This is a genomic window from Kitasatospora sp. NPDC088861 (genome assembly GCF_044750105.1).
Lineage (GTDB): Bacteria > Actinomycetota > Actinomycetes > Streptomycetales > Streptomycetaceae > Kitasatospora.
On the sequence record NZ_JBIVJF010000009.1, the window covers coordinates 232,647 to 259,022 of the forward strand.

The 26,376-nt window shown below is 73.8% G+C and carries 17 protein-coding genes; 13 read left to right on the forward strand and 4 right to left on the reverse strand.

The features are described from left to right. The first annotated feature begins 28 nt into the window (after positions 1–28). From ACIP37_RS18560 to ACIP37_RS18585, 6 genes are all read left to right on the forward strand, one after another. On the forward strand, positions 29–619 hold the full coding sequence (locus ACIP37_RS18560) for a DUF6309 family protein (protein WP_363624497.1): 591 nt from the start codon (positions 29–31) through the stop codon (positions 617–619). Further along, positions 616–4,917 carry an amino acid adenylation domain-containing protein gene (locus ACIP37_RS18565; protein WP_400807844.1) on the forward strand — a complete coding sequence of 1,434 codons (4,302 nt, stop codon included), beginning with the start codon at positions 616–618 and terminating at the stop codon, positions 4,915–4,917. The genes ACIP37_RS18560 and ACIP37_RS18565 overlap by 4 nt, the downstream gene beginning before the upstream one ends. A gap of 133 nt (positions 4,918–5,050) precedes the next feature. Next, positions 5,051–6,325, forward strand: coding sequence for an aminotransferase class III-fold pyridoxal phosphate-dependent enzyme (locus ACIP37_RS18570; RefSeq protein ID WP_363585775.1), 1,275 nt, complete (start codon positions 5,051–5,053; stop codon positions 6,323–6,325). A gap of 18 nt (positions 6,326–6,343) precedes the next feature. Continuing rightward, the gene (locus ACIP37_RS18575; protein WP_363585774.1) at positions 6,344–7,204 is read left to right on the forward strand and encodes a TauD/TfdA family dioxygenase; all 861 of its coding nucleotides are present in this window, start codon (positions 6,344–6,346) and stop codon (positions 7,202–7,204) included. Further along, positions 7,201–7,971, forward strand: coding sequence for an SDR family oxidoreductase (locus ACIP37_RS18580; RefSeq protein ID WP_363585773.1), 771 nt, complete (start codon positions 7,201–7,203; stop codon positions 7,969–7,971). The genes ACIP37_RS18575 and ACIP37_RS18580 overlap by 4 nt, the downstream gene beginning before the upstream one ends. Positions 7,972–7,974: 3 nt before the next feature. Next, positions 7,975–8,745: a methyltransferase domain-containing protein gene (locus ACIP37_RS18585; RefSeq protein WP_363585772.1), complete on the forward strand. Its 771-nt coding sequence runs from the start codon at positions 7,975–7,977 to the stop codon at positions 8,743–8,745. Positions 8,746–8,845: 100 nt separating this feature from the next. On the opposite strand, the gene cpt is transcribed toward ACIP37_RS18585, so the two are convergent. Continuing rightward, positions 8,846–9,412: a chloramphenicol phosphotransferase CPT gene (gene cpt / locus ACIP37_RS18590; protein ID WP_363585771.1), complete on the reverse strand. Its 567-nt coding sequence runs from the start codon at positions 9,410–9,412 to the stop codon at positions 8,846–8,848. A gap of 250 nt (positions 9,413–9,662) precedes the next feature. On the opposite strand from cpt, the gene ACIP37_RS18595 reads away from it, so the two are divergent. Genes ACIP37_RS18595 through ACIP37_RS18605 form a run of 3 tightly spaced genes read left to right on the forward strand, consistent with a single transcriptional unit; the run spans position 9,663 to position 13,650 of the window. Continuing rightward, the gene (locus ACIP37_RS18595) at positions 9,663–10,844 is read left to right on the forward strand and encodes a terpene synthase family protein (RefSeq protein WP_400807848.1); all 1,182 of its coding nucleotides are present in this window, start codon (positions 9,663–9,665) and stop codon (positions 10,842–10,844) included. Then, the gene (locus ACIP37_RS18600) at positions 10,841–12,256 is read left to right on the forward strand and encodes a cytochrome P450 (protein ID WP_363585769.1); all 1,416 of its coding nucleotides are present in this window, start codon (positions 10,841–10,843) and stop codon (positions 12,254–12,256) included. The genes ACIP37_RS18595 and ACIP37_RS18600 overlap by 4 nt, the downstream gene beginning before the upstream one ends. After that, positions 12,253–13,650, forward strand: a complete 1,398-nt coding sequence (locus ACIP37_RS18605) for an FAD-binding protein (RefSeq protein WP_363585768.1) — start codon at positions 12,253–12,255, stop codon at positions 13,648–13,650. The genes ACIP37_RS18600 and ACIP37_RS18605 overlap by 4 nt, the downstream gene beginning before the upstream one ends. Before the next feature lie 144 nt (positions 13,651–13,794). Here ACIP37_RS18605 and ACIP37_RS18610 read toward each other — a convergent pair whose 3' ends face one another. Next, the gene (locus tag ACIP37_RS18610; protein ID WP_363585767.1) at positions 13,795–14,019 is read right to left on the reverse strand and encodes a hypothetical protein; all 225 of its coding nucleotides are present in this window, start codon (positions 14,017–14,019) and stop codon (positions 13,795–13,797) included. Between the two features lie 243 nt (positions 14,020–14,262). Here ACIP37_RS18610 and ACIP37_RS18615 point away from each other — a divergent pair, with 243 nt between their 5' ends. After that, positions 14,263–15,606, forward strand: coding sequence for a GH1 family beta-glucosidase (locus ACIP37_RS18615; RefSeq protein WP_363631690.1), 1,344 nt, complete (start codon positions 14,263–14,265; stop codon positions 15,604–15,606). A 504-nt stretch (positions 15,607–16,110) separates the two neighbouring features. After that, complete coding sequence (locus ACIP37_RS18620; protein ID WP_400807851.1) at positions 16,111–18,768, forward strand: SpoIIE family protein phosphatase; 2,658 nt, start codon at positions 16,111–16,113, stop codon at positions 18,766–18,768. 76 nt (positions 18,769–18,844) lie between these two features. On the opposite strand, the gene ACIP37_RS18625 is transcribed toward ACIP37_RS18620, so the two are convergent. Together ACIP37_RS18625 and ACIP37_RS18630 are read right to left on the reverse strand one after the other, a co-directional pair. Beyond that, positions 18,845–19,870: an alcohol dehydrogenase catalytic domain-containing protein gene (locus ACIP37_RS18625; RefSeq protein ID WP_400807854.1), complete on the reverse strand. Its 1,026-nt coding sequence runs from the start codon at positions 19,868–19,870 to the stop codon at positions 18,845–18,847. 397 nt (positions 19,871–20,267) lie between these two features. Continuing rightward, entirely contained in the window at positions 20,268–21,395 is a 1,128-nt protein-coding gene (locus tag ACIP37_RS18630) for an NADH:flavin oxidoreductase (protein ID WP_363588516.1), read from the reverse strand. Positions 21,396–21,856: 461 nt separating this feature from the next. Here ACIP37_RS18630 and ACIP37_RS18635 point away from each other — a divergent pair, with 461 nt between their 5' ends. Continuing rightward, positions 21,857–23,536: a DUF885 domain-containing protein gene (locus ACIP37_RS18635; protein ID WP_400807857.1), complete on the forward strand. Its 1,680-nt coding sequence runs from the start codon at positions 21,857–21,859 to the stop codon at positions 23,534–23,536. A 199-nt stretch (positions 23,537–23,735) separates the two neighbouring features. Further along, positions 23,736–25,916 (forward strand): DEAD/DEAH box helicase, encoded by a 2,181-nt coding sequence (locus ACIP37_RS18640; RefSeq protein ID WP_400807860.1) that lies wholly within the window; start codon positions 23,736–23,738, stop codon positions 25,914–25,916. Positions 25,917–26,376: the final 460 nt, after the last annotated feature.

The following is a 26,376-nucleotide window of genomic DNA, read 5'->3' on the forward strand; positions in this document are numbered from 1 at the left end:
ATGATCGGAACTGTCTGAGGAGCACCGCGTGGAGATCGTCACCGCCGTCGCCTACGCCGAGGTCCACCACGCCTACCTGCGGGACCACCCGGTGGAGCGCGCCCACGAGGCGAACAGCAACCGGGACGGCGAGGAGAACGTCGAACGCGCCGGCCGGATCCCCGGCGGCTGGTGGCGCGTCCGGCTCTCGCGCTCGGACGTCCTCGGCGTCGTCCTGCCCTGGCACCTGAGCGAGGGCGGCGCGCGCGAACTCGTGCCCCGCTCCGGCCTGACGGTGGCCGAGGCGGCCGAGCGCATCCGCTCCGACGAGGCCGCCTGGTCGGCCGCGAACCCGGTCTGCGCCGCCAAGCTCCGGCTGCTGCGGTGGGCCCCGTTCACCCCGGTCTACCTGAGCACCGGCGCGGTCGACCACCCCGACTACACGGACCTGCTGGTCCGGGAGGGACTGATCCACATCGACGGCCTGCACCGCATGCTGGCCTGGGAGCTGGCCGGACGCCTGCCCGACCGGCCGCGCCTGGACGCGTTCCTCGCGGGCGACCCCCTGGTCGTGGACCCGCACGCGACGGGGCCGGTCCGCGCCGGGCGGGCGGCCCGGACGGGAGGCGAGCCGGAGTGACCTTCGCGACGCAGCACGTCCGGTCCACGCCGTCCGCACCGTCCACGCCGTCCAACCGGGCCGCGTCGTCCGCCCGGTCGCTGTCCGGGTTCCTGTTACGGCTCGCCCGGGAGCACCCGGACCGGACCGCCCTGACCGACGGCGACCGCACCCTCGACTACCGCACCCTCGACGCCGCGGCCGGCCGGATCGCGGCCCGGCTGGCCGCGTCCGGCACCGGCCCGGGCGACCGGGTCGCCCTGCTCGGGCCCCGGGACGCCCGCATGCTGGTGCTGCTGCACGGCGTGCTGCGCTCGGGCGCGGCGGCGGTGATGGCCGACCCGGACTGGTCGGCGGCCGACCTCGCCCGGAGGCTGGCGGCCGTCCGGATCGGCCGGGTGCTCAGCACCGAGGCGGCCTTCCCCGGGCCGGAGGGCCATCCGGCCGAGGTGGTGGACGTCGACCGGCTGGCCGGGCCCGAGGGCCTGCCCGACGCGCCGGGCAGCGTGCCCGCCACGACCGGTGACCTCATGCCCGGCGGGGCCGGTGACCTCATGCTCTGCGGGGCCGAGGAGCTGATGCTCGGTGCGGCCGAGGACCCCGCGTACCTGTCCTTCACCTCGGGGTCGAGCGGCGAGCCCAAGGCGGTGGCCGTCACCCACGCCAACGCGGTGCACTACGCGCGGGCGCTGGCCGACCGGCTGGGCTTCACCGAGGCCGACGCCCCGTGCGTCGCGCACGTCACCACGCTGGCCGCCGACCTCGGCCACACCGCCTGGCTGCTGGCCCTCGCGGTCGGCGGTTCGGTGCACGTGGTGCCGGACGGCGAGGTGCGCGACCCGGAGGCGTTCTGGGCGTCGCTGCGGCGCGCCGGGGTGTCCGTGCTGAAGACCACCCCCTCGCACCTGACCGTCCTGCTGGAGGGCCGGCCCGGCGACGCCCCGCCCCTGCACACCGTGCTGCTCGGCGGTGAGGCGCTGCCGCGCCCGTTCGCGGCCGCCCTGCTCGACACCGGCGTCACCGCCCGGCTGGTCAACCACTACGGCCCGACCGAGACGACCGTCGGCGCCACCTGCTTCCTCGCCGCCACCGCCCGCCAGCTGCCGGCCGAGGAGCCGACCGTCCCGATCGGCACCGGGATCGGCGAGGTGCGGCTCGCCCTGCTGGACGGCGACGGGCGGCCGGTGCCCGACGGCGCGGTGGGGGAGCTGCTGATCGGCGGCCGGGGCGTCAGTGCCGGTTACTTCGGCCGGCCCGCCGAGACGGCGCGCGGCTTCGTCCGCCACGACGGTGAACGCATGTACCGCACGGGCGACTTGTGTCGACGCCGGGCGGACGGGAGCCTGGTCTTCCTCGGCCGGGTGGACCGCCAGGTCAAGATCCGGGGCTACCGGGTCGACCTCGCCGAGATCGAGCGGGCGATGGACGACTTCCCGGGCGTCGCCCGGTCCGCGGTGCTGGTCCGGGAGACCGCCGTGGGGAACCAACTCCTGGCCGCCGTACGGTTGTCGGCCGACGGCGCCGGGCTGGCCGGGATCGGCTCCTACCTGCGCGACCGACTGCCCGGCTACTCCGTGCCGCAGCCGATCCTGACCCTGCCGGAGTTCCCGGTCGGGCCGAACGGCAAGCTCGACCGGGATCGGCTGGCCGAGCTGGTCGCCGAACTGGTCGAGGCCCGGGCGGAGTCGGGGCCGTCCTCGGACGGGGACGCGCTGGCCCGGTCGATCGCCGGGTTCTGGGCGGCCGCGCTGGGCCTGCCCGGGGTCGGGCCGCACACCGACGTGCTGGACCTCGGCGGGGACTCCATCCTCGCCATGCGCACCGTCGCCTTCCTGCGCCGGTCGGGCCTGCGCGTCCACTACGACGACTTCTACCGGCACCCGACCGCGCACGGCCTGGCCGCAGCCGCCGCAGCCGTACCGGTTCCGGCCTCCGCTCCGGCCGGGCGGACCGGAAGCGGCGACCGGGGGAGTCAACTCGCCCCCGCGCAGCGGTGGCTGTACCTCCAGCGGTCCGTCGACGACCTGCGGCACTGGAACCAGTCCGTCCTGCTGCGCTGCCGGACGGCCGTCGACCCGGCCGCGCTCTCGGCCGCGCTCGCGGCCGTCCTGGAACGCCACCCGGCGCTGCGGCGGCCCGTCTCGCCGGAGGGCTACGACGCACCCCGGCCGGTGGCCGACCTCGACCCGCTGTCGTTCTCCCGGATCCCGCGCGGGACGGCCCCGATCGCCGAGACCGTCGCCGGGGTCTGCACCGAACTCCACCGCAGCCTGGACCCGTTGGCCGGCCGGCTGCTGCGCGCCCACCTGTTCACCGGCCCGCCCGGCACCGACGACCGGCTCGCCCTGATCGCGCACCACCTGGTGGTCGACGGGCTGTCGTGGCGCATCCTGCTGGACGACCTCGCCCACGCCTACCGGGCGGTGCTCGACCAGAAGCCGGCCGACCTGCCGCCGACCCCCGACTTCTACCAGTGGGCCGCTGCCGCGCCGCCGCCCCCGGCGCCGGTGTCGCCTTCTCCGGAGTCCGCGCCGGAGTCCGTGGTCCGCGCGCAGCCGGCGGCCGTCGGCTGGACGCTCGACGAGGACGGCACCGCTCGGCTGGTCGGCCGCCACGGCGGCGGGACCGGCCTGGAGGCCTTCCTGCTGGCGGCCTTCGCCGACGCCGTGACCGGCTGGAGCGGCCACCCGCGGCTGCCCGTCGAGGTGGAGACCCACGGCCGGGACACCGCCGGCGATCCGGGCGAATTCCTGGACACCGTCGGCTGGTTCACCGCCGTCAAGCGGCTGGTGGTCGAGGCGTCGGCCGGCCCCGAGGGGGCCGCGCAGCGCCTGCGCGAGGCCCCCGTCCAGGCGATGGACGCACCCGGCACCCGCTCCGCCGTCGGGTTCAACTTCCTCGGCACCTTCCGGCTGCCCGACGAGCCCGCACTGGACTGGACCGTCGCGGACGAGCAGGCCGGAGTGGCCCGTTGCACCGGCGGAGACCCGCTGTACGACCTGCGGCTCACCGCCCGCATCGTGGAGAACCGGCTGGTCGCCGACCTGGTGTACGGGTGGCCCGGTCTGCCGCACCCAGCCGCCGAGCGGATCGTCGCCGCGTTCGCCGGGACGGTGGCCGCCGAGGCCGGTGTCGGTGCCGGTACCGCCACCCGTCCCGTCCGGGCGCCGCTGTCGACCTCCGGCCAGCTGCTCCACCCCGGCACCCGGGCACCCGCCGTACCGGCGGCCCGCACCACGGTGCGCGAACCCGCCCGGGTACTGCTCACCGGCGCCACCGGCTACCTGGGGCGGCACCTGCTCGACGCCTTCGTCCAGCGGGGCGCCCACGTCACCTGCTTGGTCCGGGCCGAGCACGACGCCGGCGCCGTCCGGCGGTTGGGCGCGGGCGCCGACGACGGCCGGATCCAGGTCGTCGCCGGGGACATCGACCGGGAGGGGCTGGGCCTGTCCCCGGCCGGACTGGCGTGGGCCCGGGGCGCGCAGCTCGTCGTGCACGCCGCCGCGGACGTCCGGCTGGTGGCCTCGCCCGACGACCTGGAGCGGACCAACCACACCGCGGTGCGGCGGCTGCTCGGCTGGATCGACGAGCACGCCCCGGCGGCCCGCGTCCACCACGTCTCCACGCTCGCCGTCGCGGGCGGCGTGGACGGCCCGCCCCGCCGCTTCAGCGAGGCCGACCTGCGGATCGGCCAGCACTTCCGCACCCCGTACGAGCGGACCAAGTTCGCCGCCGAGCAGACCGTCCGCGCCTGGGCGGCCACCGGGCGGGCCGCCTACCTGTACCGCAGCGGCCACATCGCGGCGCACAGCCGGACCGGCGCCTTCCAGGCCAACATCGGCGACAACCGGATCTACCAGCTGATCCGCGGCTACCTGCTGGCCGGCGCCGCCCCGCGCCGGCCGCGCACCACCTACGCGTTCTCCTACGTCGACACCGTGGCCGCCGGGATCGCCGCGATCGCGCTGGACCCGTACGCCGCGCCCGGCGCCTACCACGTCGAGAGCCCGCACGAGACGCCGCACGACGAGCTCGTCCGCTGGCTCGCCGGCCACGGCCACCCCGTCCGGCTCACCGACGACGAGGCCTTCGCGGCGGCGATCGCCCGGGCCGAACGCGACCACCCGACGGCGGCGGGGCTGGCCGCCGCGTGGTCCCTCCAGGAGGAGCGCAACGTCCTCGTGGACCGCGCGTACACCACCTCCGTGCTGGACCGGCTGGGCGTCCGGTTCGCCGAGCCCACCTCGCAGTGGTGGTCGGCCGCGCTCACCCGGGCCGCCGAGGCCGGCTACCTGCCGCCCGTCGCACCGCCGCACTGACTCCCGTCCGCCGCACTGACTCCCGTGCGTAGGACCGACCCCCGTCCGCCGTACCGACCCGTCCGCCGCGCCGGCGCCCCGTGAGCCGCGCCCCCACCGACCCGTACCCCCAGACCCATGGAAGGCGGACCTCGTGTCCCAGCTCTCCCCGGTGCTCAAGCAGGCCACCCCCGTCGTCGCCACCCGCGGCGAAGGACTCCACCTCTTCGACGCCGACGGCCGCCGCTACCTCGACTTCACCTCCGGCGTGGGGGTGACCAGCACCGGCCACTGCCACCCGCGCGTGGTGGAGGCGGTGCGCGAGCAGGCCGGCCGGCTGATCCACGGCCAGTACACCACCGTGCTGCACGACCCCCTGCTCACCCTCACCGAGCGGCTCGGCGAGGTGCTGCCGCCAGGCCTGGACTCGCTGTTCTACGCCACCGCCGGCACCGAGGCGGTGGAGGCGGCGCTGCGGCTCGCCCGGCACGCCACCGGCCGGCAGAACGTGATCGTCTTCGAGGGCTCCTTCCACGGCCGCACCATGGGCGCGGCCGCGCTCACCACGGCCGGCAGCCGCTTCCGCGCGGGCATCGGCCCGGTGATGCCCGGTGTCGCGGTGGCGCCGTTCCCCGACGCCTTCCGGCTCGGTCTGAGCCTCGGGCTGAGCGAGGCGCAGGCCGTGGAGCACGCCCTGCGCGGACTCGACCAGGTGCTCGCGACCGTCAGCGCCCCCTCCGAGACCGCCGCGATGTTCGTCGAACCGGTGCTCGGCGAGGGAGGCTACGTGCCCGCGCCCGCCGGGTTCCTCGCCGGGCTGCGCGAGCGCGCGGACCGGCACGGCATCCTGCTGGTCGTCGACGAGATCCAGACGGGCTTCGGCCGCACCGGCCGGTTCTGGGCCCACCTGCACCACGAGGGCGTGGTGCCCGACGTCCTGATCACGGCCAAGGGCCTGGCCAGTGGCTTCCCGCTGTCCGCGATCGCCGCGCCGACCGACCTGATGCGGCGGGCCCGGCCCGGCTCGCAGGGCGGCACCTACGGCGGCAACCCGGTGGCCTGCGCCGCCGCGCTGGCCACGCTGGACGTCATCCGGGACGAGCAGCTGGTCGACAACGCCGCCGAACAGGGATCGCGGCTGCTGGACGGCCTGCGGGCGGTCGCCGCCGGAGCGCCGGGCGTCGCCGACGTCCGGGGCCTCGGGCTGATGATCGGCAACGAGTTCTGCCACCCGGACGGCTCTCCGGACCCGGACACCGCCAAGCGCGCCCAGCAGGCGGCGGCTGACCTCGGCCTGCTGCTGCTGATCTGCGGTATCCACCTGAACGTGGTCAGGATGATCCCGGCCCTGACCGTCACGGCCGGGCAGGTCGACGAGGCGCTGGCGCTCTGGTCCAAGGCGGTGGCGGCGGCCGCCGCCCAGCGGTAGAGAGGAGTGGTTCCGCACATGTACGACGACACGGTGTCCGAAATCGGCTGGAGCAGCGAGGAGTTGGAGGCGCGGCGGGAGCAGTGGTCGCTCCCGCTCGACGAGGGTGAGCGACAACTGCTCTGGGCGGACGCGCGGGCCGGACGGTGGGGCGCGGCCGAGCCGGTCCGGGCGAAGCTGCGCGCGCTCGTCCAGGGCGGTGCCCGTTCCGTCGGCGTCGCCCACGTCACCGGGCTGATGGATCCGACCGCCCCGGAGGAGGAGGTCGCGGCGGCCCTGTCGTTCCTGCTGCGGGACTTCGGCGAGATCGTCCCGCAGAACGGGCGCGGCGACCTCACCCAGGTGCTGCACGACCAGGACGGCGACGGCAACACCGAGCTCGGATTCCACTGCGACACCTGCGACCTGCTCGTCCTGCTCTGCATCCAACCCGCCTACAACGGTGGAGGGTTGACCAAGCTGGCGAGTGCGCGGCACGTCTACGACCTGATCAAGCGGGAGCGGCCGGACGCCCTCGCCACCCTCACCGAGGACTGGACCTTCGACCGGACCGGTCGGGCCGGGCCCCAGGTCGTGGTCTCCCCGATCCTCTACACCCAGAAGGACGGGACCATCGCCTGCTACTACCAGACCCGCACCGTCCGCTCGTCCCCCGACCGCGGCGGCCCGCCGCTGACGGACCGCCAGTGGGACGCGCTCGGTGTGCTCGACGAGGTGCTCTACCGGCCCGAGATCGCCTTCGGCCTCCCGATGGCCGCCGGAGACCTGCTGATCATCCGCAACAGCCGGGTCCTGCACGGGCGTTCGGCCTACGTGGACGAGCCTGCGCCGAACTCCCGGCGGATGCTGCGGATCTGGATGAACACGGAGGACATGTGACCGGGAGCGTACAGGCGCCGCACGGGCGGACGGCCGTCGTCACGGGCGGCGGCAGCGGGCTCGGCCGGGCCGTGTCCCTGGCCCTGCTGGGCGCAGGCTGGTCCGTCGCGCTGGCCGGGCGACGCAAGGACGCCCTCCAGGAGACCATCGCCCTCGCGGAGGTCGACCCCGCCCGGGTGCTGGCCGTCCCGACCGACATCCGCCAACCGGAGGAGGTCGCGGCCCTGTTCGACGCCGTCCGCGACCGCTTCGGCCGGGTCGACCTGCTGTTCAACAACGCCGGCGCCGCCGCCCCGCGCCGACCCATCACCGAGACCCCGTTCGAGGACTGGAACCGCGTCCTGGACACCATCGTCACCGGGGGCTTCCTCTGCGCTCGTGAGGCCTTCCGGGTGATGAGCACCCAGTCCCCGCAGGGCGGGCGCATCATCAACAACGGCGCGCCCTCCGCCCACGTCCCGCGGCCCAACTCCATCGCCTACACGGCCGCCAAGCACGCCGTCCTCGGCCTCACCAAGGTGCTCTCCCTGGACGGCCGCGCGCACGGCATCGCGGTCGGCCAGATCGACGTCGGCAACGTCACCCCGGTCGACGGCGGCCCGCAGCCCGCCGCCATGCAGGCGGACGGCACGATGGCGGTCGAGGCGACCATCCCGGTGGAACGCTTCACCGAGGCCGTCCTGCTGATGGCCTCGATGCCGCCGGACACCAACGTCCAGTCCCTGACCGTCCTGCCCACCACCATGCCGTACATCGGGAGGGGCTGAACCGTGCTGGTCAGCGCACGCTGCTTCGACGAGTACCGCGCGATGTTCGCGCTCACCGACGGCGACCTCGCCCCCGGCCGGCGCATCCTGGACTGCCCGGGCGGCGCGGCCAGCTTCACGGCCGAGGCCGGCCGGCGCGGCATCGACGCGGTGGCCGTCGACCGCGAGTACGCCCGCCACCGGGAGGACCTCGGCGTCCTCGTCGAACGGGAGACCCGGCACAAGCGCGACCAACTGGTCCGAGAGGCATCGGACTTCGTCTGGACGTGGTACGGCGACCCCGACCGCCTCACCCGGCAGTGGATCGCCAACGCCCGCGACTTCCAGGCCGACATCGCCGCCCGCCCGGACCGCTACGTCGCCGGCTCACTGCCCGAACTCCCGTTCGCCGACGACTCCTTCGACCTGGTCCTCAGCTCGCACCTGCTCTTCTCGTACGGCAACCGGCTGGACGGGGACTTCCACCTGGCGGCCCTCCTGGAACTCGCCCGGATCGCCCGCCGCGAAGTCCGGCTCTTCCCCGTCATGGTGTACGACACCGGTGTCCGCTACGGGGAGCTGGACGGGTTGCGCCAACACCTGGACGTCCTCGGGATCACGAGCCGCGTGGAGCGGGTGGACTACGAATTCCAGCCCGGTGACAACGAGTTGCTCGTGCTGTCGTGCGCCGACTACCGGCCGCTGGCGCGGACCGGGGCCGGAGCGCCGGGAGCCGACGCGTCGGTGCCGAGCGCCGCCGACCCGGTGCGGTGGCGGCACCGGGAGAACCCCTGACCTCAGGCCTGAGCCCTGCCCGTGCCCCTGGCCCTGACCGACGCCGACTCCGCGTCGGTCAGGGCCAGGGGCCTGACCTGGGCCTGGGCCCAGGCCCAGGTCACCCGCCCACGGGGGCGGATCCGGCGGCGCCGCCCCCGAGGTGGGCGGCAATCCTCCGCGCGCACTCCAGCGACTCGGTGCGCGAGGTGTCCACCTCCAGGTCGTAGCGCACGCCCTGGTGGACCAGCTCCGCCTGCGAAGCGGCCATCCCCAGGATCCGGTTCCCCCGGGCAAGCTCCCGGCCGGTGGCCACCGCCGCCTCGCAGCGGACCCCGACCCACAGCACGTCCAGGCCCACGAGTGCCTTCTCCCAGCGGAGTTGGGACTCCGACCGGCCGAGGAAGACCTCGTCGACGATCACCCGCGCGCCCGCCCCCGCCATGGCCGCGACCCCCGCGATCCACGCCGCCTCCAAGGCCCGGAACGCAGCCCCGACGCTCACCCCGCCATCGGCCGCGAAGCCGATGCCCCCGTCCGTATCGTGCAGGGACGCGGGCGCCGCCTCGATCAGGGTGTCGACCCCGACCGTCAGCCAGGGCTCCGGCAGCACCGCCTGCAGGCACCGGGCGATCCCGGACTTGCCCGAGCTGGAACCGCCGTTCAGCACAATCACCTGAGTCGCCATCCCGCCACCGTAGCCACTCCGGCACCACGTCCCAACCGGTTATCGGACGCCCGGCGAGAGCCTGGCCGCCGAGGGGTGGGGCGCGTCGGGAGGGGGTGGGACTGGTCACGGTCCGTGTCGACGTGGTGACGGCGCGATCACTCGTGCGGGGGAAAAGCGATGGTTGCGCTTTGAACAGTCGCGGTGGCTGGCCAGACTGGTCCTTCTCCGACCGGCCGGTCGGAGGTGGTGAGCGAGGGGGAGCACGGGCATGGGCATTTCGCCGTACCGCGGCATGTGCGGCCTCGCCGCCGAGCACCCCGGAGGCCCGGACCTCCTCGCGGGAGTCGCCAGACCGGCGCCGCACGGCGAGGCCGACGCCCTCCGCCGGGACGTCGGGGCGTGGCTGGTGGCGAGCGGCGTGCTCGGCGGTGACGTCCAAGGGTTCCTGGCACAGGGCCACCTGGACCTGGTGGCGGAGGCGTGGGGCGACGTTCCCCGGGGTCCGCGGCTGGTCGCGGCGGCGAAGTGGCTGGTGCTCACCTGGATCCTCGACGACCGCTTCGACGACCAGTGGATCGGCGGGCCCGTCACGGCGGCCCGGCGGACCGTCCGGGCACTCACGGACGTCCTGGGCGGTGGTTCGGGCGGCGGTTCGGACGGCGTTCTGGGTAGCGTTCCGGGCGGCGGCTCGGGTGGCGGCTTGGGTGGTGCTTCGGACGGCGGTTCGGATGGCATCGAGCCGCCCGGCGACGCACTCGTCGAGGCGTTCGCGGTGCTGTGGCGGGAGACGGCCGAGCTGACGCCGCCGCAGTGGCGGTCGCGCTACGCGGCGTACTTCCGCGCGTACCTGGACACCTCGCTCGGCTACCTCGACGAGACCCCGCTCCGCGACACCGCCTTCCGCGACACCGCCTTCCGCGACACCGCCTTCCGCGACACCGCCTTCCGTGACACCCCCTTCCAGGACCTCGGGGCCGCCGCCCCGGCCGGCGCCGTGCAGACCGTCCCCGAGTACCTCCGCCGACGGGACCAGGACGGCGCCGTGTCGTGCGCGGCGGGCTGGATCGAGCTCGCCCACGGCCTGGACCTCGCCGACGAGGTGTTCCGGCACCCGAGGGTGGCGGACCTGCTGATGCGCTTCAACCACGTCGTCTGCTGGGTCAACGACCTCTACTCCGCAGAGGGGGAGTCCGCCGCCGGGAACGGCAAGAACCTGCTGCGCTCGTTCACCGTCCACGAGGGCCTGGCCCCCGAAGAGGCGTCGGCCCGGCTCGGGGCGCTGTGCGAGGCCGAGTCGACGACGCTGGAGTTCCTGGCGGACGGCATCGCCCGCGACCCTTCGTCGCCCGGCGAGGTGCGGGCCTTCGCCCTCGGACTGGTCCGCTTCACCCGCGCGCTCATCCACTGGACGGCGACGGCCGCCCGCTACCATACGGAGTCACCGCGATGATCCCCCGTCCGCCCGGCGGCCTGCCGCTGCTCGGGCACCTGGTGCCGTTCCTGCGCGACCCGCTGGCGTTCCTGCGTTCCCTGCCCCGGTACGGCGGCCTCGTCCAGATCAGACTGGGGCCGGTCTCCGCGGTGGTGGTCTGCGACCTGGAGCTGACCCGGCACGTCCTGCGCGAGGACCGGGTCTTCGACAAGGGCGGGTTCCTGTTCGAACGGGTCCGCGACTTCGCCGGCAACGGCCTGGTGACCTGCCCCCACGCTGACCACCGCCGCCAGCGCCGCTACGTCCAGCCCGCCTTCCGCGCCGACCGGATCGCGCGGTACACGGAGGTGATGGCCCGGGAGGCCCGGCGGCTGGCCGGGTCCTGGAGCGACGGGCAGGAGGTCGACATCACCGCCGAGTTGAGCCTGGCCGCCGGGCGCAGCCTGGTCTCGACCCTGTTCACCCGGCTGCCGTTCACCGGCCTCCAGGAGACCGTCGACGACTTCGTGCTGCTGATCGGCGGCTCCTACCGGCGCATGCTGCTGCCCCACCGGCTCAACCGGATCCCGCTGCCGGCCAACCGCCGCTACGACGCCGCCCGCAGCCGGCTGGTGCGCCTGGTCGACGAGGTCGTCACCGCCTACCGCGCGGATCCGGAGGACCGGGGCGACCTGGTGTCGACGCTGGTGGCCGCTGACGCGGGCGGGCAGGCGCTCTCCAACGCGGAGGTCACCGACCAGGTGATGACGATCTTCGCCGCCGGCTTCGACACCATCGCCAACTCCACCGTGTGGGCCCTGCACCTGCTCGCCCAGCACCCGGACATCGCCGATCGGGTCCGGGCCGAGGTGGACGCGGCCCACGTGGACGCGACCGGGGTGACCGTGCTCGGGGTGAACGCGCCCGAGGCGGACGCGCTCGGTGTGGACGCGGCCGAGACCGACGCCACCCCGGCGGCCGGCACGTCGGCGAGCGTGGACGGGCTGGAGCTCACCACCCGGGTCGTCCGCGAGGCCGTCCGGCTGTACTCCCCGGGCTGGCTGCTCACCCGCGTCACGGCCACCGACACCGAACTCGGCGCGCACCGCCTGCGCGAGGGCACGACGGTCGTCTACAGCCCCTACCTCCTGCACCGCCAGTCCGCCCTGTTCCCCGACCCCGACCGCTTCGACCCCGAGCGGTGGGTGGGCGTCCACCCGCAGCGCGGCCCGTTCATCGGCTTCGGCGCGGGACCGCGCCGCTGCGTCGGCGAGCAGTTCGGCATGACCGAGTCCGTCCTGCTGCTCGCCACGATCATGCGGGCCTGGCGGCTGGAGCACGTCCCCGGCCGGACCGTCCGCGAGCTGCCGCTCGCCACGCTGCGCCCCGGCCCGGTGTGGATGCGCGCGACCCGCCGGGACGGCCTCGCCTCCACCGGAGCCGCCGGGTGAGCACGGCCCTCGTCCTCGGCGGCGGCCTGGCCGGCACGCTGGCCGCCGCCGCCCTGGCGCCGCACGCCCGGACCGTCACCGTTCTCGAACAGGACGTCCTGCCCGTCCTGCCCGGCCCGCGCCGGGGCCTGCCGCAGGGCGAGTTCAGCCACATCCTGCTCGGCGGCGGCGCGGACGCCGTCGAGGAGGTCCTGCCCGGAACGCTCGACGCCCTGCTCGCCGCCGGCGCCCACTACCGCTCGATCCCCGCCGGCCTGCTGATGCGCCTCGGGCCGGGCTGGCTCCAGGGCTTCGACTCGCCGGCCTACCTGATCGCGTGCAGCCGCCACCTGCTCGACCACGTCGTGCGGCGGCGGCTGCGCGAGCAGGCGAACGTGACGGTCCGCGAACGCACCTCCGTCCTCGGCCTGGTGGGCGGCCCGGGCCGGATCGTCGGGGTCCACATCGAGAACCCGGACGGCTCGCGGGAGACCCTGCGGGCCGACCTGGTCGTGGACGCGACCGGCCGCCGCTCCCGCGCCCCGGAGTGGCTGCGCGCGCTGGGGGTCAAGGGCCTGTGCGAGGAGACGGTGGACGCCGGACTCGCCTACGCCGCCCGGGTGTTCGAGACGCCGGGCGGAAACGAGGGCTTCCCGGTGGTGAGCATCGTGCCCGTCCCGGGGCGTGGCCGGCCCGGTCGGGGCGCCACCATCATCCCGATCGAGGACGGGCGCTGGATCGTCACGCTCTCCGGCACCCGGGGCGGCGAACCCGCCAGGGGCGAGCGCGAGTTCCACGACTTCCTGAAGGCGCTGGACCACCCGGTCGTCCACGACCTCGCCCGTGCCGCCCGCCCGCTCGGCCCGATCCGCACCTGCCACGGGACACTGAACCGCCGGCGCCGCTACGAATGCTACGAGGGCGGCCCGCTGGCCGGGTTCGCCGCCACCGGCGACGCGGTGGCGGCGCTGAACCCGGTGTACGGGCACGGCATGACGGTCGCCGCCCAGTGCGCCGCCGCCATCCGCGCCGCCGTCGACAGCGAAGGCCTGCACCCGGGGGTGAGCGCACTGATCCAGCGGCGGATCGCCAGGGTCGTCGACACGCCCTGGGACATGGCCAAGGACCAGGACGAGGGCTTCCCGGACGCGCTGTCGAGCCACCCCGCCACCGCCGCCGGGCCCGCCGCCGTGTTCACCCGCTGGTACACCCGCCGGGTGCTGGGCGCGGCCCTCACCGACCCCGCCGTCTCGGCCGCCTACTTCGAGGTGTTCTCCCTCGCCGCCAGACCCGCCCGGCTGGCCAGGCCCGCGGTGGCCCTCGGCGCACTGCGACCCCGGCGCGCCCACCCGCCGACCGCCGGCCAGGCGATCGCCCGCTTCCCGGGGGTGGCCGCACTGGCCGGGCCGTACTGACCGGCCCGGACGGTCGGAACCGCCCTACCTCCCGCTCAGGTGCTCCTGTTCACGCCGTCGCCGTTGCCGTCGCCGCCCTCGGACGCCCAGGTCCCGTCCCGCCAAGATCGGTCGGACGGACCCGGGGCGACCTGACGGCGTCGGTCACCGAGCCGCCGCGGCCATGGCCTCGCGAACGGTGATCAGGCATGGATCGCAGTAGCGGTCCGGGCCCGCCGACTCCCCGCCGCCCGCGGCCGGCGCGACGCGCTGGGCGGGTTCGAGGAAACGTCCGCACAGGGACGTCGACGAGTCGTTCTTCGTCACCACGTGCCACACCACGGCCGGCGGTGACACCGCCGGGTCGTGCTCGGCCCACATCTCGTACACGGCAGCCTCCCGAATCGCTGGGGCCCGGTCACCCCATGCAACCTCCCTCCCCGGCGGTCGGCCACCGGACGGGGCCCGGTGGGATGGCGCGCGGGCGGTCGGGGCCCGTCCGGCCACTCCCGCCGGGGCGCGCGCCGCGCTCCTCCGGCCGGGTTTCCCTTGTCGTGGTGGCCGGTTGCCCCTGGCGTTTCGGTGTCGCGTCAGTAACATGAGTTCCCCTCACGTTCACGTCAGGAGGCAGTCATGCCGGACCGCTACGACCTGCCGACGGGGTTCCGCTGGGGCGCCGCCACCGCCGCCTACCAGATCGAGGGGGCGGTGACCGAGGACGGCCGCGGGCCCTCCGTCTGGGACGTCTTCGCGGCCCGCCCCGGCACCGTCCGCGACGGCCACACGGGCGCGGTGGCCTGCGACCACTACCACCGGTACCCCGAGGACATCGCGCTGATGAAGAACCTCGGACTCGACGGCTACCGCTTCTCCATCGCCTGGCCCCGTGTGCTCCCCACAGGCAGCGGTCCCGTGAACCCCGCCGGACTCGCCTTCTACGACCGCCTGGTGGACGCCCTCCTCGACGCCGGCATCACCCCGCTCCCCACCCTCTTCCACTGGGACCTCCCGCAGGCCCTGGAAGACGGCGGCGGCTGGCTGAACCGCGACACCGCCCACCACTTCGCCGACTACGCCGCGATCGTGACCGACCGCCTCGGCGACCGCGTCCCCGCCTGGATCACCCTCAACGAGCCCTTCGTCCACACCGTCTTCGGCTACGCCCTCGGCACCCACGCCCCCGGCCGCACCCTGATGCTGGAGGCCCTCCCGGCCGCCCACCACCAGCTCCTCGCCCACGGTCTGGCCGCCTCGATCCTCCACGACCGCGGCCTGGAGGTGATGCTCTCCAACAACCTCACCCCGGTCGAGCCGGCCACCCCCTCCGACGCCGACCTCGCCGCCGCCCAGGCCTACGACGCCCTCCACAACCGCCTGTTCACCGACCCCGTCCTCCTCGGCCGCTACCCCGACCTCTCCGCCCTGGGCGTCCCCGACGACCTGTACGGCGCCATCCACCCCGGCGACACCGACCTCATCGCCGCCCCCGGCCTCGACGGCCTCGGCCTCAACTTCTACAACCCCACCCGCATCGCCGCCCCCACCGAGCCGGGCCTCCCCTTCGACTTCGTCGACATCCCCGACGTCCCCCACACCGCCTTCGGCTGGCCCGTCGTCCCCGACGCCCTCCGCCAACTCCTCCTCAACCTCCGCGACACCTACGGCAAATCCCTCCCACCCATCACCATCACCGAGAACGGCTGCTCCGTCACCGAGTCCACCACTCCCGACCAACCCCGCATCGACTTCATGTCCGCCCACCTCGACGCCCTCGCCGCCGCCATCGCCGAAGGCGTCGACATCCGCGGCTACTACACCTGGTCCCTCCTCGACAACTACGAGTGGGCCGAGGGCTACCACCAGCGCTTCGGCCTCATCCACGTCGACTTCGCGACCCAACAGCGCACCCCGAAGGCCTCCTACACCTGGTACCGCGACCTGATCGCCGCCCACCGGACCCACCGATCGAGGTCGTAGCAGCCGTTGCGGCCGGAGCCGTCGGCGAGCCGGCGCAGCGATCGACCCCGCCTTCCGGCCGTGGTCGCTGTCCGCCGACTCCTGAACCTGGGTCCAGTCGGCCCGGACAGGTTGGCGGCTCACTCGGCACCGACCGGGTGTGCCTCCCCGCACTGCCGCGGCGACTCCTGCGAACCGCGGACCTTCGGCGTCGGTTCGAGCTGATCGGAGCCGCTCCTGCCCACCGGCCGGCTCCGGGTCCGGTCCCTTCGACGGCGTGCGCCCGGCTGGTCGCGGGGCGGGTGAGCCGTTCGGTGTTGCGGCGGGACATGCTGCCACCTGCGCTTCGCCCCCATCAGCGTAGTGTGGCCCGCTCGTGCCCGGGGCGCGGTGGATCATGGGTGTATGGCCAGAGACACGGGCCGCTCCTCCTGGCTGCCCCTGCGCCGATCGGGTAGCCGTCGTGAGCGGCGACGCCCACGCTCAGCCCCGCGGGAGCAGTCGGCGCATCGCCTGTGGTCGGTGATGAGCATCCGGAGTGTCGCCGGTCAGATGTTCGTCCTACAGGTGCTCATCGTGCTGTTGCTCGTGGTGACGGCCGTCGTCGTGCTGCTGGTCCAGTCCCGCAGCGACCGGTTCGACGCGGCGCGCGGTCGCACGCTCGCCGCGGCCCAGGCGTTCGCCCACGGTCCCGGCCTGGTGGCGACGATGCAGGGCCCCGACCCCAGCGCGGTGCTCCAGCCGCTGACCGAAGAGGCCCGCACGGCTGCCGGGGTCGACTTCATCGTGGTGACCGACCGCAACGGCATCCGGTACACCCACCCCGATCCGGAGCTGATCGGCAAGATGTTCATCGGCACCATCGGGCCGTCGCTGCACGGCCAGGTCACCGTCGAGGACGTGCACGGCCCACTCGGCTCCGAGTACCAGGTGGTCGTCCCGGTGGAGGACTCCCACGGGGCGGTCGTGGGCATCGTGTCGTCCGGGATGAAGGTCTCCAACGTGAGCAGCGCGTTCAACCGCCAGCTGCCGGTCGTCCTGGGCGTCGGCGCCTTGGCGCTCGGCCTGGCCACGGCCGGTACGGCGCTGGTGGGCAGGCGTCTGCTGCGGCAGACCCGCGGCCTGGGGCCGGAAGAGATGACCCGGATGTACGAGCACCACGACGCGGTGCTGCACGCGGTGCGCGAGGGCGTGGCCATCGTCGGCGGCGACGGCCGGGTCCTGCTCGCCAACGACGAGGCGCGCCGCCTGCTCGACCTGCCCGCCGACGTGGAGGGGCTTCCCGTCGCCGACCTCGGCCTCGCCCCCCGCACGGCCGAACTGCTGATCTCCGACCGCGCGGTCACCGACGAGGTGCTCCCCGTCGGAGACCGCCTGCTGGCCGTCAACAGCCGCCCCACCGACAGCGGGGGAGGCCCGGCGGGCAGCGTCACCACCCTGCGCGACTCCACCGAACTGCGCGCCCTCGCGGGGAAGGCCGAGGTCGCCCGCAGCCGGCTCAGGCTGCTGTACGAAGCGAGCCTGGCCATCGGCACGACCCTGGACGTCCGGCGCACCGCGGAGGAGCTCGTCCGGACGGCCGCCCACGAATTCTGCGACTACGCCACCGTCGACCTCGCCGAGGCGGTCCTGGACGGCGAGGAACCACGGGCCCTGGTGGTCGATGCCCCGGTGGAGCTGCGGCGGGTGGCGCTCGCGGGCGTCCGGGACGATTCGCCGCTGTACCCCCAAGAGGAGCTGGTCAGGTGGGATCGGGGCACCCCGCAGGCGGCGGGTTTCGTCAGGGGGCGCCCCACGCTGGTCGCCGAGCTGGCGACCGACGCCGGCTGGCGCATGCAGGACACCGAGCGCACGCAGGCGGTGCTGGAGTTCGGCCTGGCATCGCTGATCGCCGTTCCGCTGTCGGCACGGGGCGTGCTGATGGGCATCGCCTGCTTCTGGCGCAGCCGTGACCGAGGTCCCTTCGAGGACGAGGACCTGTCCCTGGCCGAGGAGCTGGCCGCCCGGGCCGCCGTGTCCATCGACAACGCCCGCCGCTACACGCGCGAGCACACGATGGCCGTCACCCTCCAGCACAGCCTGTTGCCGCGCGCGTTGCCCGAGCAGAGCGCCCTCGACATCGCCTACCGCTACCTCCCCGCCCAGGCGGGGGTCGGCGGCGACTGGTTCGACGTCATCCCGTTGTCGGGCACCAGGGTCGCGCTCGTCGTCGGTGACGTGGTCGGCCACGGCCTGCACGCGGCCGCGACCATGGGCCGCCTGCGCACCGCGGTCCAGAACTTCTCCACCCTCGACCTGCCGCCGGACGAGCTCCTCGGACACCTGGACGAACTGGTCGCCCACATCGACCAGGAGACGGCGGCAGCCGAGGGCGAGCTCGCGATCACCGGCGCCACCTGCCTCTACGCCATCTACGACCCCACCACCGGCATCTGCGCCCTGGCCCGGGCGGGCCACCCGCCGCCCGCCCTCGTCCACCCGGACGGCACGGTGGAGGTCCTCACCCTTCCCGCCGGTCCGCCGCTCGGCCTGGGCGGGATGCCCTTCGAAGCCACGGAGGTGCGGGTGCCGCAGGGCAGCAACCTGGTCCTCTACACCGACGGCCTCATCGAGGACCGCACCCGCGACATCGGTGTCGGCCTGGACGTCCTCACCGCCACCCTGGCCCGCGCCGACCGATCGCCCCAGGAGGTCTGCGACGCCGTGCTCGACGCCCTGCTGCCCGTCCGCCAGACCGACGACATCGCCCTGCTCGTCGCCCGTACCCGGGTGCTGGCGCCCGATCGGACCAGCGAGTGGGACGTGGCCGCGACCCCCGAGGCCGTGGGCAGGGCGCGGGCCGAGGCGACCCGGCAGCTCACCGAGTGGGGCCTTGAGGAGGCCGTGTTCGTCACCGAGCTGGTGCTCAGCGAGCTGGTGACCAATGCCATTCGCCACGGGACCGAACCGATCAGGGTGCGGCTGCTGTACGACCGCACGCTGATCTGCGAGGTCGCCGACACCAGCAGCACCGCCCCGCACCTGCGCTACGCGGCCGCCGAGGACGAGGGCGGCCGCGGCCTGTTCCTCGTCGCCCGGCTCGCCGAGCGCTGGGGCGTGCGCTACACCCCCTGGGGCAAGATCATCTGGGCCGAGCAGTCGCTGCAGCCGAGCGCCTCGATGGCCTGGCCCGTGATCGAGTAGCCCGAGTAGCCCGAGTAGCCGGGGGAGGCCTGTGGTGGTCGAGTAGCCGGGGGAAGTCCGTGGTGGCCGAGCCGGATCAGCCGGTGGTGAGCACCATCCGGAAGCGGGCCTTCCCGGCGAGCATCTTCTGGTACGCCTCCTCGGCGTGGTCCAGCGGCACGGTCTCGGTCATCGGGCGGATGCCGTGCAGGGCGCTGAACGCCATCGTGTCCTCCACGTCCTGCGCGGTGCCGGACGGGTGGCCCCGGACGACGTTGGCACCCATGAGCAGTCCGGCCGGACTGATCGCCATCGGAGCGGTGTCCGCCCCGATCACCACCAGCTCCCCGCGGGGGGCCAGCCCGTCCAGGGTGGACGCGATGGCCTCGGAGTTGCCGGCGGTGGCCAGCACGGCCCTGGCGCCGCCGAAGGACTGCAGCGCCTCGGCGACCGGGGTGCCGGCGGTGCTGTCGACGTAGTGGTGGGCGCCCAGTTGCTCGGCGAAGCCGGCCTTCTCGGCGCCCCGGGCGATCGCCACGGTCTCGAAGCCCATCGCGACCGCGTACTGGACCCCGAGGTGCCCGAGGCCGCCGAGCCCGAGCACCGCGACCAGGTCGCCGGGCCGGGCGCTGCTGCGCCGCAGCCCGTTGTACGTGGTCACGCCCGCGCAGGCCATCGGCCCGGCATCGCCCGCCGCCAGTTCGTCGGGGATCCGGGCCAGCGCGTCGGCGGGCGCGATCACCTTCTCGGCGAAGCCTCCGTCGTACGCCCATCCCGGGACCTTCAAGTTCCGGCACACGATGAAGTCGCCCTGGCGGCACGGCTTGCAGTGGCCACAGCTGCCGCCGAACCAGCCGACCGCCACCCGGTCACCGATCTGCCATCCACGGTCCCGAGTGCCTTCGCCGAACTCCTCGATGTGCCCGGCGATCTCGTGTCCGGGCACCTCGGGGAACGACACGCCCGGTAGCGCGGCGTTCACGAAGAGTGTGTCGGAGTGGCAGACGCCGCACGCCTCCACGGCGATCCTCACGTGGCCGGGTCCCGGCTGCGGCACCTCTCGCTCGGCCGGTCGGAGCGCACCGCCCGGGGCGGTCGCCTGTGCCACTCGATAGGTACTCATTGTCAGCGCTCCTCCGGGAAGATGATCAGCGCTCCTCCGGGAAGTCGCCGCCGTGCGTCGGCAGGCTGCTCAGGGGTCCGTCCGGGAGGTCTTTTCTTCACCATAAGGCCGCACGGGACCCTTCGCAGGGCAGTGGGAGCAGCAGAACGAGGAGGCATTCGGCCGGGTCGGCGGGGTGAGTTGGCGGTGTCGGCTTTGATGACGGCCTGTTCGGCGGACCGAGGGCCACCACCGGCGCCACGGCCTCGTCCGTGTCGACTTCGTCCGAAAACACGGATCGCGCAAGCTTGTTGACATCTCGTACGGCCGGCGCGATCCTGCGGGACTCCGAAGGGACCCGGCCCCGCTGTACTTGCCGCTGTACCTGCCGCGCGGCCGGGTCCTCGGGGGCTGGTGGTCAGCTGAGGGTGCGGAGCGCGTCGGCGTCGTACGGGCGCAGCTCGGCATGGCGGCCGGAGAGGACCTTGGCGGCCCACTGCGGGTCCTGGAGGAGGGCACGGCCGACGGCGACCAGGTCGAACTCGTCGCGCTCCAGCCGGTCGAGCAGGTTGTCGATGGCCTGGACCGGGGAGCCCTCGCCCCTGAAGGCACCGACGAAGTCGCCGTCGAGGCCGACCGAGCCGACGGTGATGGCGGGGCGGCCGGTGAGCTTCTTGGTCCAGCCGGCCAGGTTGAGGTCCGAGCCGTCGAACTCGGGGACCCAGTAGCGGCGGGTCGAGGCGTGGAAGGCGTCGACGCCGGCCTCGGCGAGCGGGGTGAGGACCGCCTCCAGCTCCTGGGGGGTCTCGGCGAGGCGGGCCTCGTAGTTCTCGGACTTCCACTGCGAGTAGCGGAAGATCACCGGGAATTCCGGGGAGACGGCCGCTCGCACCGAGGCGACGAGCTCGGCCGTGAACTTCGTCCGGGCCACCGGGTCGCCGCCGTAGGCGTCGGTGCGGCGGTTGGTGCCCGCCCACAGGAACTGGTCGAGCAGGTAGCCGTGGGCGCCGTGCAGCTCGACGCCGTCGAAGCCGATCCGCTCGGCGGCCGCGGCGGCCTCGGCGAACGCGCCGATGACGGCGTCCAGATCGGCCCGGGTCATCGCCCGGCCGGTTCCCTCGGTGCCGTCCAGCCGGATCCCGGACGGGCCGACGGCGGGAGCGTCGGCGAACGGCGGGTCGCCCTGCCGGCGCACCATGCCGATGTGCCAGAGCTGCGGCACGATGGTGCCGCCCGCCGCGTGGACGTCCTCGGCGACGCGGGCCCACCCGGCCAGCTGCTCCTCGCCGTGGAAGCGCGGGATGTCGTCACTCTGGCCGGCGGACTCGTGGCCGACGTACGTCCCCTCGGTGATGATCAGGCCGACGCCCGAGGCGGCGCGGCGGGCGTAGTACGAGCGCACGTCCTCGCCGGGCACGCCGCCAGGGGAGAACCTGCGGGTCATCGGCGCCATCGCGATGCGGTTGGGAACGGTCAGCCCGTTGAGCGTGACGGGCCGGGACAGGATTTCGGCCGCGCGGGAGGCTGCGGGCTCGGTGACGGTCATGGGATCCCTCGTGGGTGCCGGTGGAGTGCGCCGGGGCGGAATTGGTTGCCTGTGCAAACAACCCGGGCGGCCCCTGCATTTCGCCGACGGCGCGAAACCCGCTGTGATCAGCGCCACTGCGCGCCGGAGGGGGCGGCCGTCTCGTCCGGCCCGGCCGTCTCGTCCGGCCCGGCCGTCTCGTCGGGCCCGGCCGTTCGTGCCCGGCCGTGGCCCAACCCGTCTGCTGCGGTGCGGACTTGGCGGCCGTCCGGGGCGGGCGGGCGGAGCCTGGCTACAATCACGACGTGTTCGACGGCCTGAGGGCTTCCGCCGGCGCTCCGGACTCGTCCACGTCGGCTTCGCGGCGCAGCGATTTTGCGGCGCACCGACTTTGCGGCGCAGCGACTTTGCGGCGCAGTGGCGCACCCCGAAGGCCTCCTACGCCTGGTACCGCGACCGATCGCCGACCGAAGGAGCTGACGATGACTCCACGACAGATCGCCGACGACTACGTGGCCCGGGTCGCCGCACACGATCCCGTCACCTCCACGTCCCTGGGCCTGGCCCCGGGCGACGACCGGATGCCCGACCTGTCGCCGGACGGCGTCGAGGAGACGGTCCGGCTCGCGCGGGAGGCGCTGGCGCGCCTGGACGCCGTCCCCGAGGCCGGGCCCGACGGGGATCCGGCGGAGCTCGTGTGCGCGCGGCTGCTGCGCGAGCGGCTCGACGCCGAGGTGCGGGTGCACGAGGCCGGCGAGAACTTCCGCGCGGTGCGGAACCTGCACACTCCGGTGCACCAGCTCCGGGGCATCTTCACGATGATGCCCACCGCCACCGACGACGACTGGGCCCCGGTCCTGGGCCGGCTGCGCAACCTGCCCACCGCGCTGGACGGCTACCGGGCCACGCTGGCGGAGGGCGTCGCCCGCAAGCTGCTCGCCGCGCCCCGCCAGGCCGACGTGCTGTGCGCGCAGCTCACCGCGTGGACCGGCGAGACGGCCGGGGGCCCCGGCTGGTTCGCCGAGTTCGTCACCCCCGCGCCGCAGCGGCTCCGCCCCGAACTGGACACCGCCGCGAACGAGGCGACCGCCGCCGTGGCCGCGTTCCGGGACTGGCTCCGCGACAGCTACCGGTCCGCTGCGGAAGGCACACCCGACGCCGTCGGCCGCGAGCGCTACCTGCTCGGGGCCCGCCGGTACACCGGCGCCGACCTGGACCTGGACGAGACCTACGACTGGGCCTGGGAGGAGTTCCACCGGGTCTGGGCCGAGCTGCGCACGGAGGCCGAACGGGTGCTGCCCGGCGCCACCGTCCAGGAAGCCCGGGCCCACCTGGACCAGCACGGACACACCGTGCGCGGCGCCGAGCAGATGCGCGGCTGGCTGCAGCAGATCACGGACGACGCGATCGAGGCACTCGACGGGCGCCACTTCGACATCACCGGCCCGCTGCGCCGGGTCGAGACCAGGATCGCCCCGGCCGGCAGCGCCGCCGCGCCGTACTACAGCGGGCCGAGCCTCGACTTCGCCCGCCCGGGCCGGACCTTCCTCTCGCTGGCCAACGGCGACGCGCAGGAGCGGTTCCGCACCTGGCGCCTGGTCAGCACCTGGTACCACGAGGGCGTCCCCGGGCACCACCTGCAACTCGCCTCCTGGACCGCGGCGGCGGAGCAACTGTCCCGCTACCAGGTCACCCTCGGCAAGATCAGCGCCAACGTGGAGGGCTGGGCCCTGTACGCGGAGCGGCTGATGGACGAACTCGGCTTCCTCACCGATCCCGGACGCCGCCTCGGCTACCTCGGCAAGCAGATGATGCGCGTCGCCCGCGTCATCGTCGACCTCGGCATGCACCTGGAGAGCGTCATTCCGGCGGGCTCCCCGTTCCACCCGGGCGAGCGCTGGACTCCGGAGCTGGCCACCGCCTTCATGGCCGACTACGTCGGTCTGGCGCCCGCCCACCTGCACAGTGAGATCGTCCGCTACCTCGGCCGGCCCGGCCAGGCCATCGGTTACAAACTCGGCGAGCGCGCCTGGCTGGCCGGCCGCGAGGCGGCCCGCCGCCGGCTGGGCGCCGACTTCGACCTCAAGCGCTGGCACATGAAGGCCCTGCGGCAGGGCTCCCTGGGCCTGGACGACCTGGAGGCAGGCCTGGCAGCGCTGTGACCGCCGGCTGACGGCCCTGTGCCCGCCGTCGATCGAGACGGACGCACGGACGCACGGACGCACCCGGCCCGGAGACTCCGCCGGGGCAGTCGGGGGCCGGGGTGTGGTCCGGAATCCGGGGCGGTCGGCGGTGCCTGGATGGAATCATGTGGACGCCCGGAGAGGGTGACGCATGGTCGAGTCGGGACAGGAGCCGTAGGTGGGAGAGAGGCAGCGGGCCGTCCGGAAGCCCAAGATCGTGCTCGCGGACGGGGAGCGGCTCCACGCGGTCGCCCGCGCGGTCGTCGACGATCACCAGGGTGCTGTCGAGCACGTGCGCCGGGCCGCGGCCGGTCTGCGGGGCCAGTTGGTCCGCGACGAACTGGACGGCATTCCCGTGGCCCGGCTGAAGGACGTCACCGAGGGGCGTCTGCGCGTCGGAGCGTTGGAGGCCGCCGGAATCAGGACCGTGCGGCAGGTGGTGGACACCACGCCCTACACGCTCCAACTGCTGCCCGGAATCGGAGCCCAGAGCGCTCTCCAGGCCATCGCCGCCGCCGGGCAGATCGCCCGGGCCGCCGAGCAGGCCGTGGCGATCCGGCTGGACGTCGACCACCAGGACGCGGCCGGCACCGCGCTGGTCGTCGCACTCCAACGGCTGGTCGCCGCCGGGCCCGAGGCGAGACGGGCCAGGGAACTGGCGGAGCGTGTCGCCGGCGAGGCCGCCGCCCTGATCGCCGCCGCCCAGCCGGCCCGGGGCGTTGTGAGAGGCCTGTTCGCCGGGCGGCAGCGCCGACAGGAGGCGTTCGCCGCGGTCGATCGGTTGGACGCCCTGCTCGCGGAGACGGAGGACCGAGGAGCGTCCATGCTCTTCGCCCAGGCCTCGGTGGACCTCCTCCGCCCACTGGCCACGGACATCGAGGCCTGGGCGGAGTTCGAGGTCCGCTCGGCCGACTTCTACAGCATTCTGGGCGAGTTCGCGGGATCCGGCTCCGACGGGCTCACCGCCTCCGAAGGCTTCCTCCCGGAGAGCCTGTCGGACCGGGTCCGGGCCGAGCCGCTGGACGACACCCGGTGCACGGTCTCGCTCCGTGGCTACCAGGCATTCGGTGCCCGCTTCGCCCTCGCACAGAAGCGGGTGATCATCGGCGATGAGATGGGCCTCGGGAAGACGATCCAGGCGATCGCCGCGCTCGCGCATCTCCGGGCGCACGGGAGCGCACACTTCCTCGTCGTCTGCCCGGCCAGCGTCCTCATCAACTGGATCAGGGAGATCGAGTCGCGCAGCACGCTGAGGGCGTTCCGATTCCACGGCCAGGAGCGGGAAGCGGCGCGCACCGAATGGCTCGGCAGCGGAGGTGTCGCCGTCGTGACCTTCGACGGACTGCGTCGCCTGGAGGTCCCGGAGGACGTCACGGTCGGCATGGTCGTGGTGGACGAGGCCCACTACGTCAAGAACCACAACACGAAGCGCTCGCAGGCGGTGGCCGAGTGGACCGACCGCGTCGACCGCGTCCTGTTCCTCACCGGCACCCCGATGGAGAACCGGGTGGAGGAGTTCCGGAACCTGGTCCGCTATCTGCAGCCTGATCTTCTGCCCGGAATCCACAGCAGCTCGGGCGCCGCAGGGCCGACGTCGTTTCGCAAGGCAGTGGCACCGGCCTACCTGCGCCGCAACCAGCGGGACGTCCTGACGGAGCTCCCCGACGTCGTTCATGTCGACGAATGGGAGGAACTGTCGGCGTCCGATCTCGTCGCCTACCGCTCGGCGGTCGCCGAGGGGAACTTCATGGCCATGCGCCGTGCCGCGTACGCGGACCCGGCAGGGTCGGCGAAGCTGCTGCGGCTGATGGAGGTCGTCGACGAGGCTGCGGAGAACGGGTTGAAGGTCGTTGTCTTCTCGTTCTTCCGGGATGTCCTGCGGGTCGTCCAGGACGCTCTGGGGCAGCGTGCTTTCGGCCCGCTCGACGGAGGCCTGGACGCTGTCCGACGACAGGACGTGGTGGACGAGTTCGCCGCCGTGCAGGGCCATGCGGTGCTGCTGAGCCAGATCCAGGCCGGCGGCGTGGGACTGAACATCCAGGCGGCGTCGGTCGTCATTCTCTGCGAACCCCAGGTGAAGCCCACCATGGAGAGCCAGGCGATAGCCAGAGCCCATCGAATGGGCCAGGTCCGGCGTGTACAGGTGCACCGCCTGCTGGCCGCGGACAGCGTCGACCAGCGGATGGCGGAGATTCTTCGCGCGAAGAGCCAGCTGTTCGACGACTACGCGCGCCGCAGTGACGTGGCCGAATCGACTCCTGAAGCGGTCGACGTCTCGGAGCAGTCGCTGGCTGCGCTGATCGTGGAGGAGGAACAACTGTGCCTCGCCCGGACGGCTGCCGACGGTGCTGCGACCTGACGCCGTGACCGGGGACGGTCGCACGTCCGTCGCTCGACGTTGCGGCGGGGGCTGGGCGTTTGTTTCGGGCACTGAATTGGGGGTACTGTCTCCCAGTCGCTCGGCAGGGAGCACCGGACACGCGTCGGCGCGGACGGTCCCGGGGCGGCCAATCCTCTGAAACACCACCTCCTGGTTCGGGCCGGGTCGCGCCTTGTCGCGGCTTGGGTCCTATTCGGCGTGCTTGTTTTATCGGATTGCGGCCGATTCGCTTTTCGAAGTGGGGCTCGGCTAGAGTTTGAAACGTCGGACGGGGCATACAGCCGTAGAAGACACCAGCGAATTGGATGAACGAAGCGCCGGAAAACGGAGCGGAAAACATCTGATAAGCTGGGAACACGAAAGAACGAAGCGCCCGGAGGGCCCGCTGGAAGGCGGTCCGAAGGAAGTGTCCGTTCCTTGAGAACTCAACAGCGTGCCA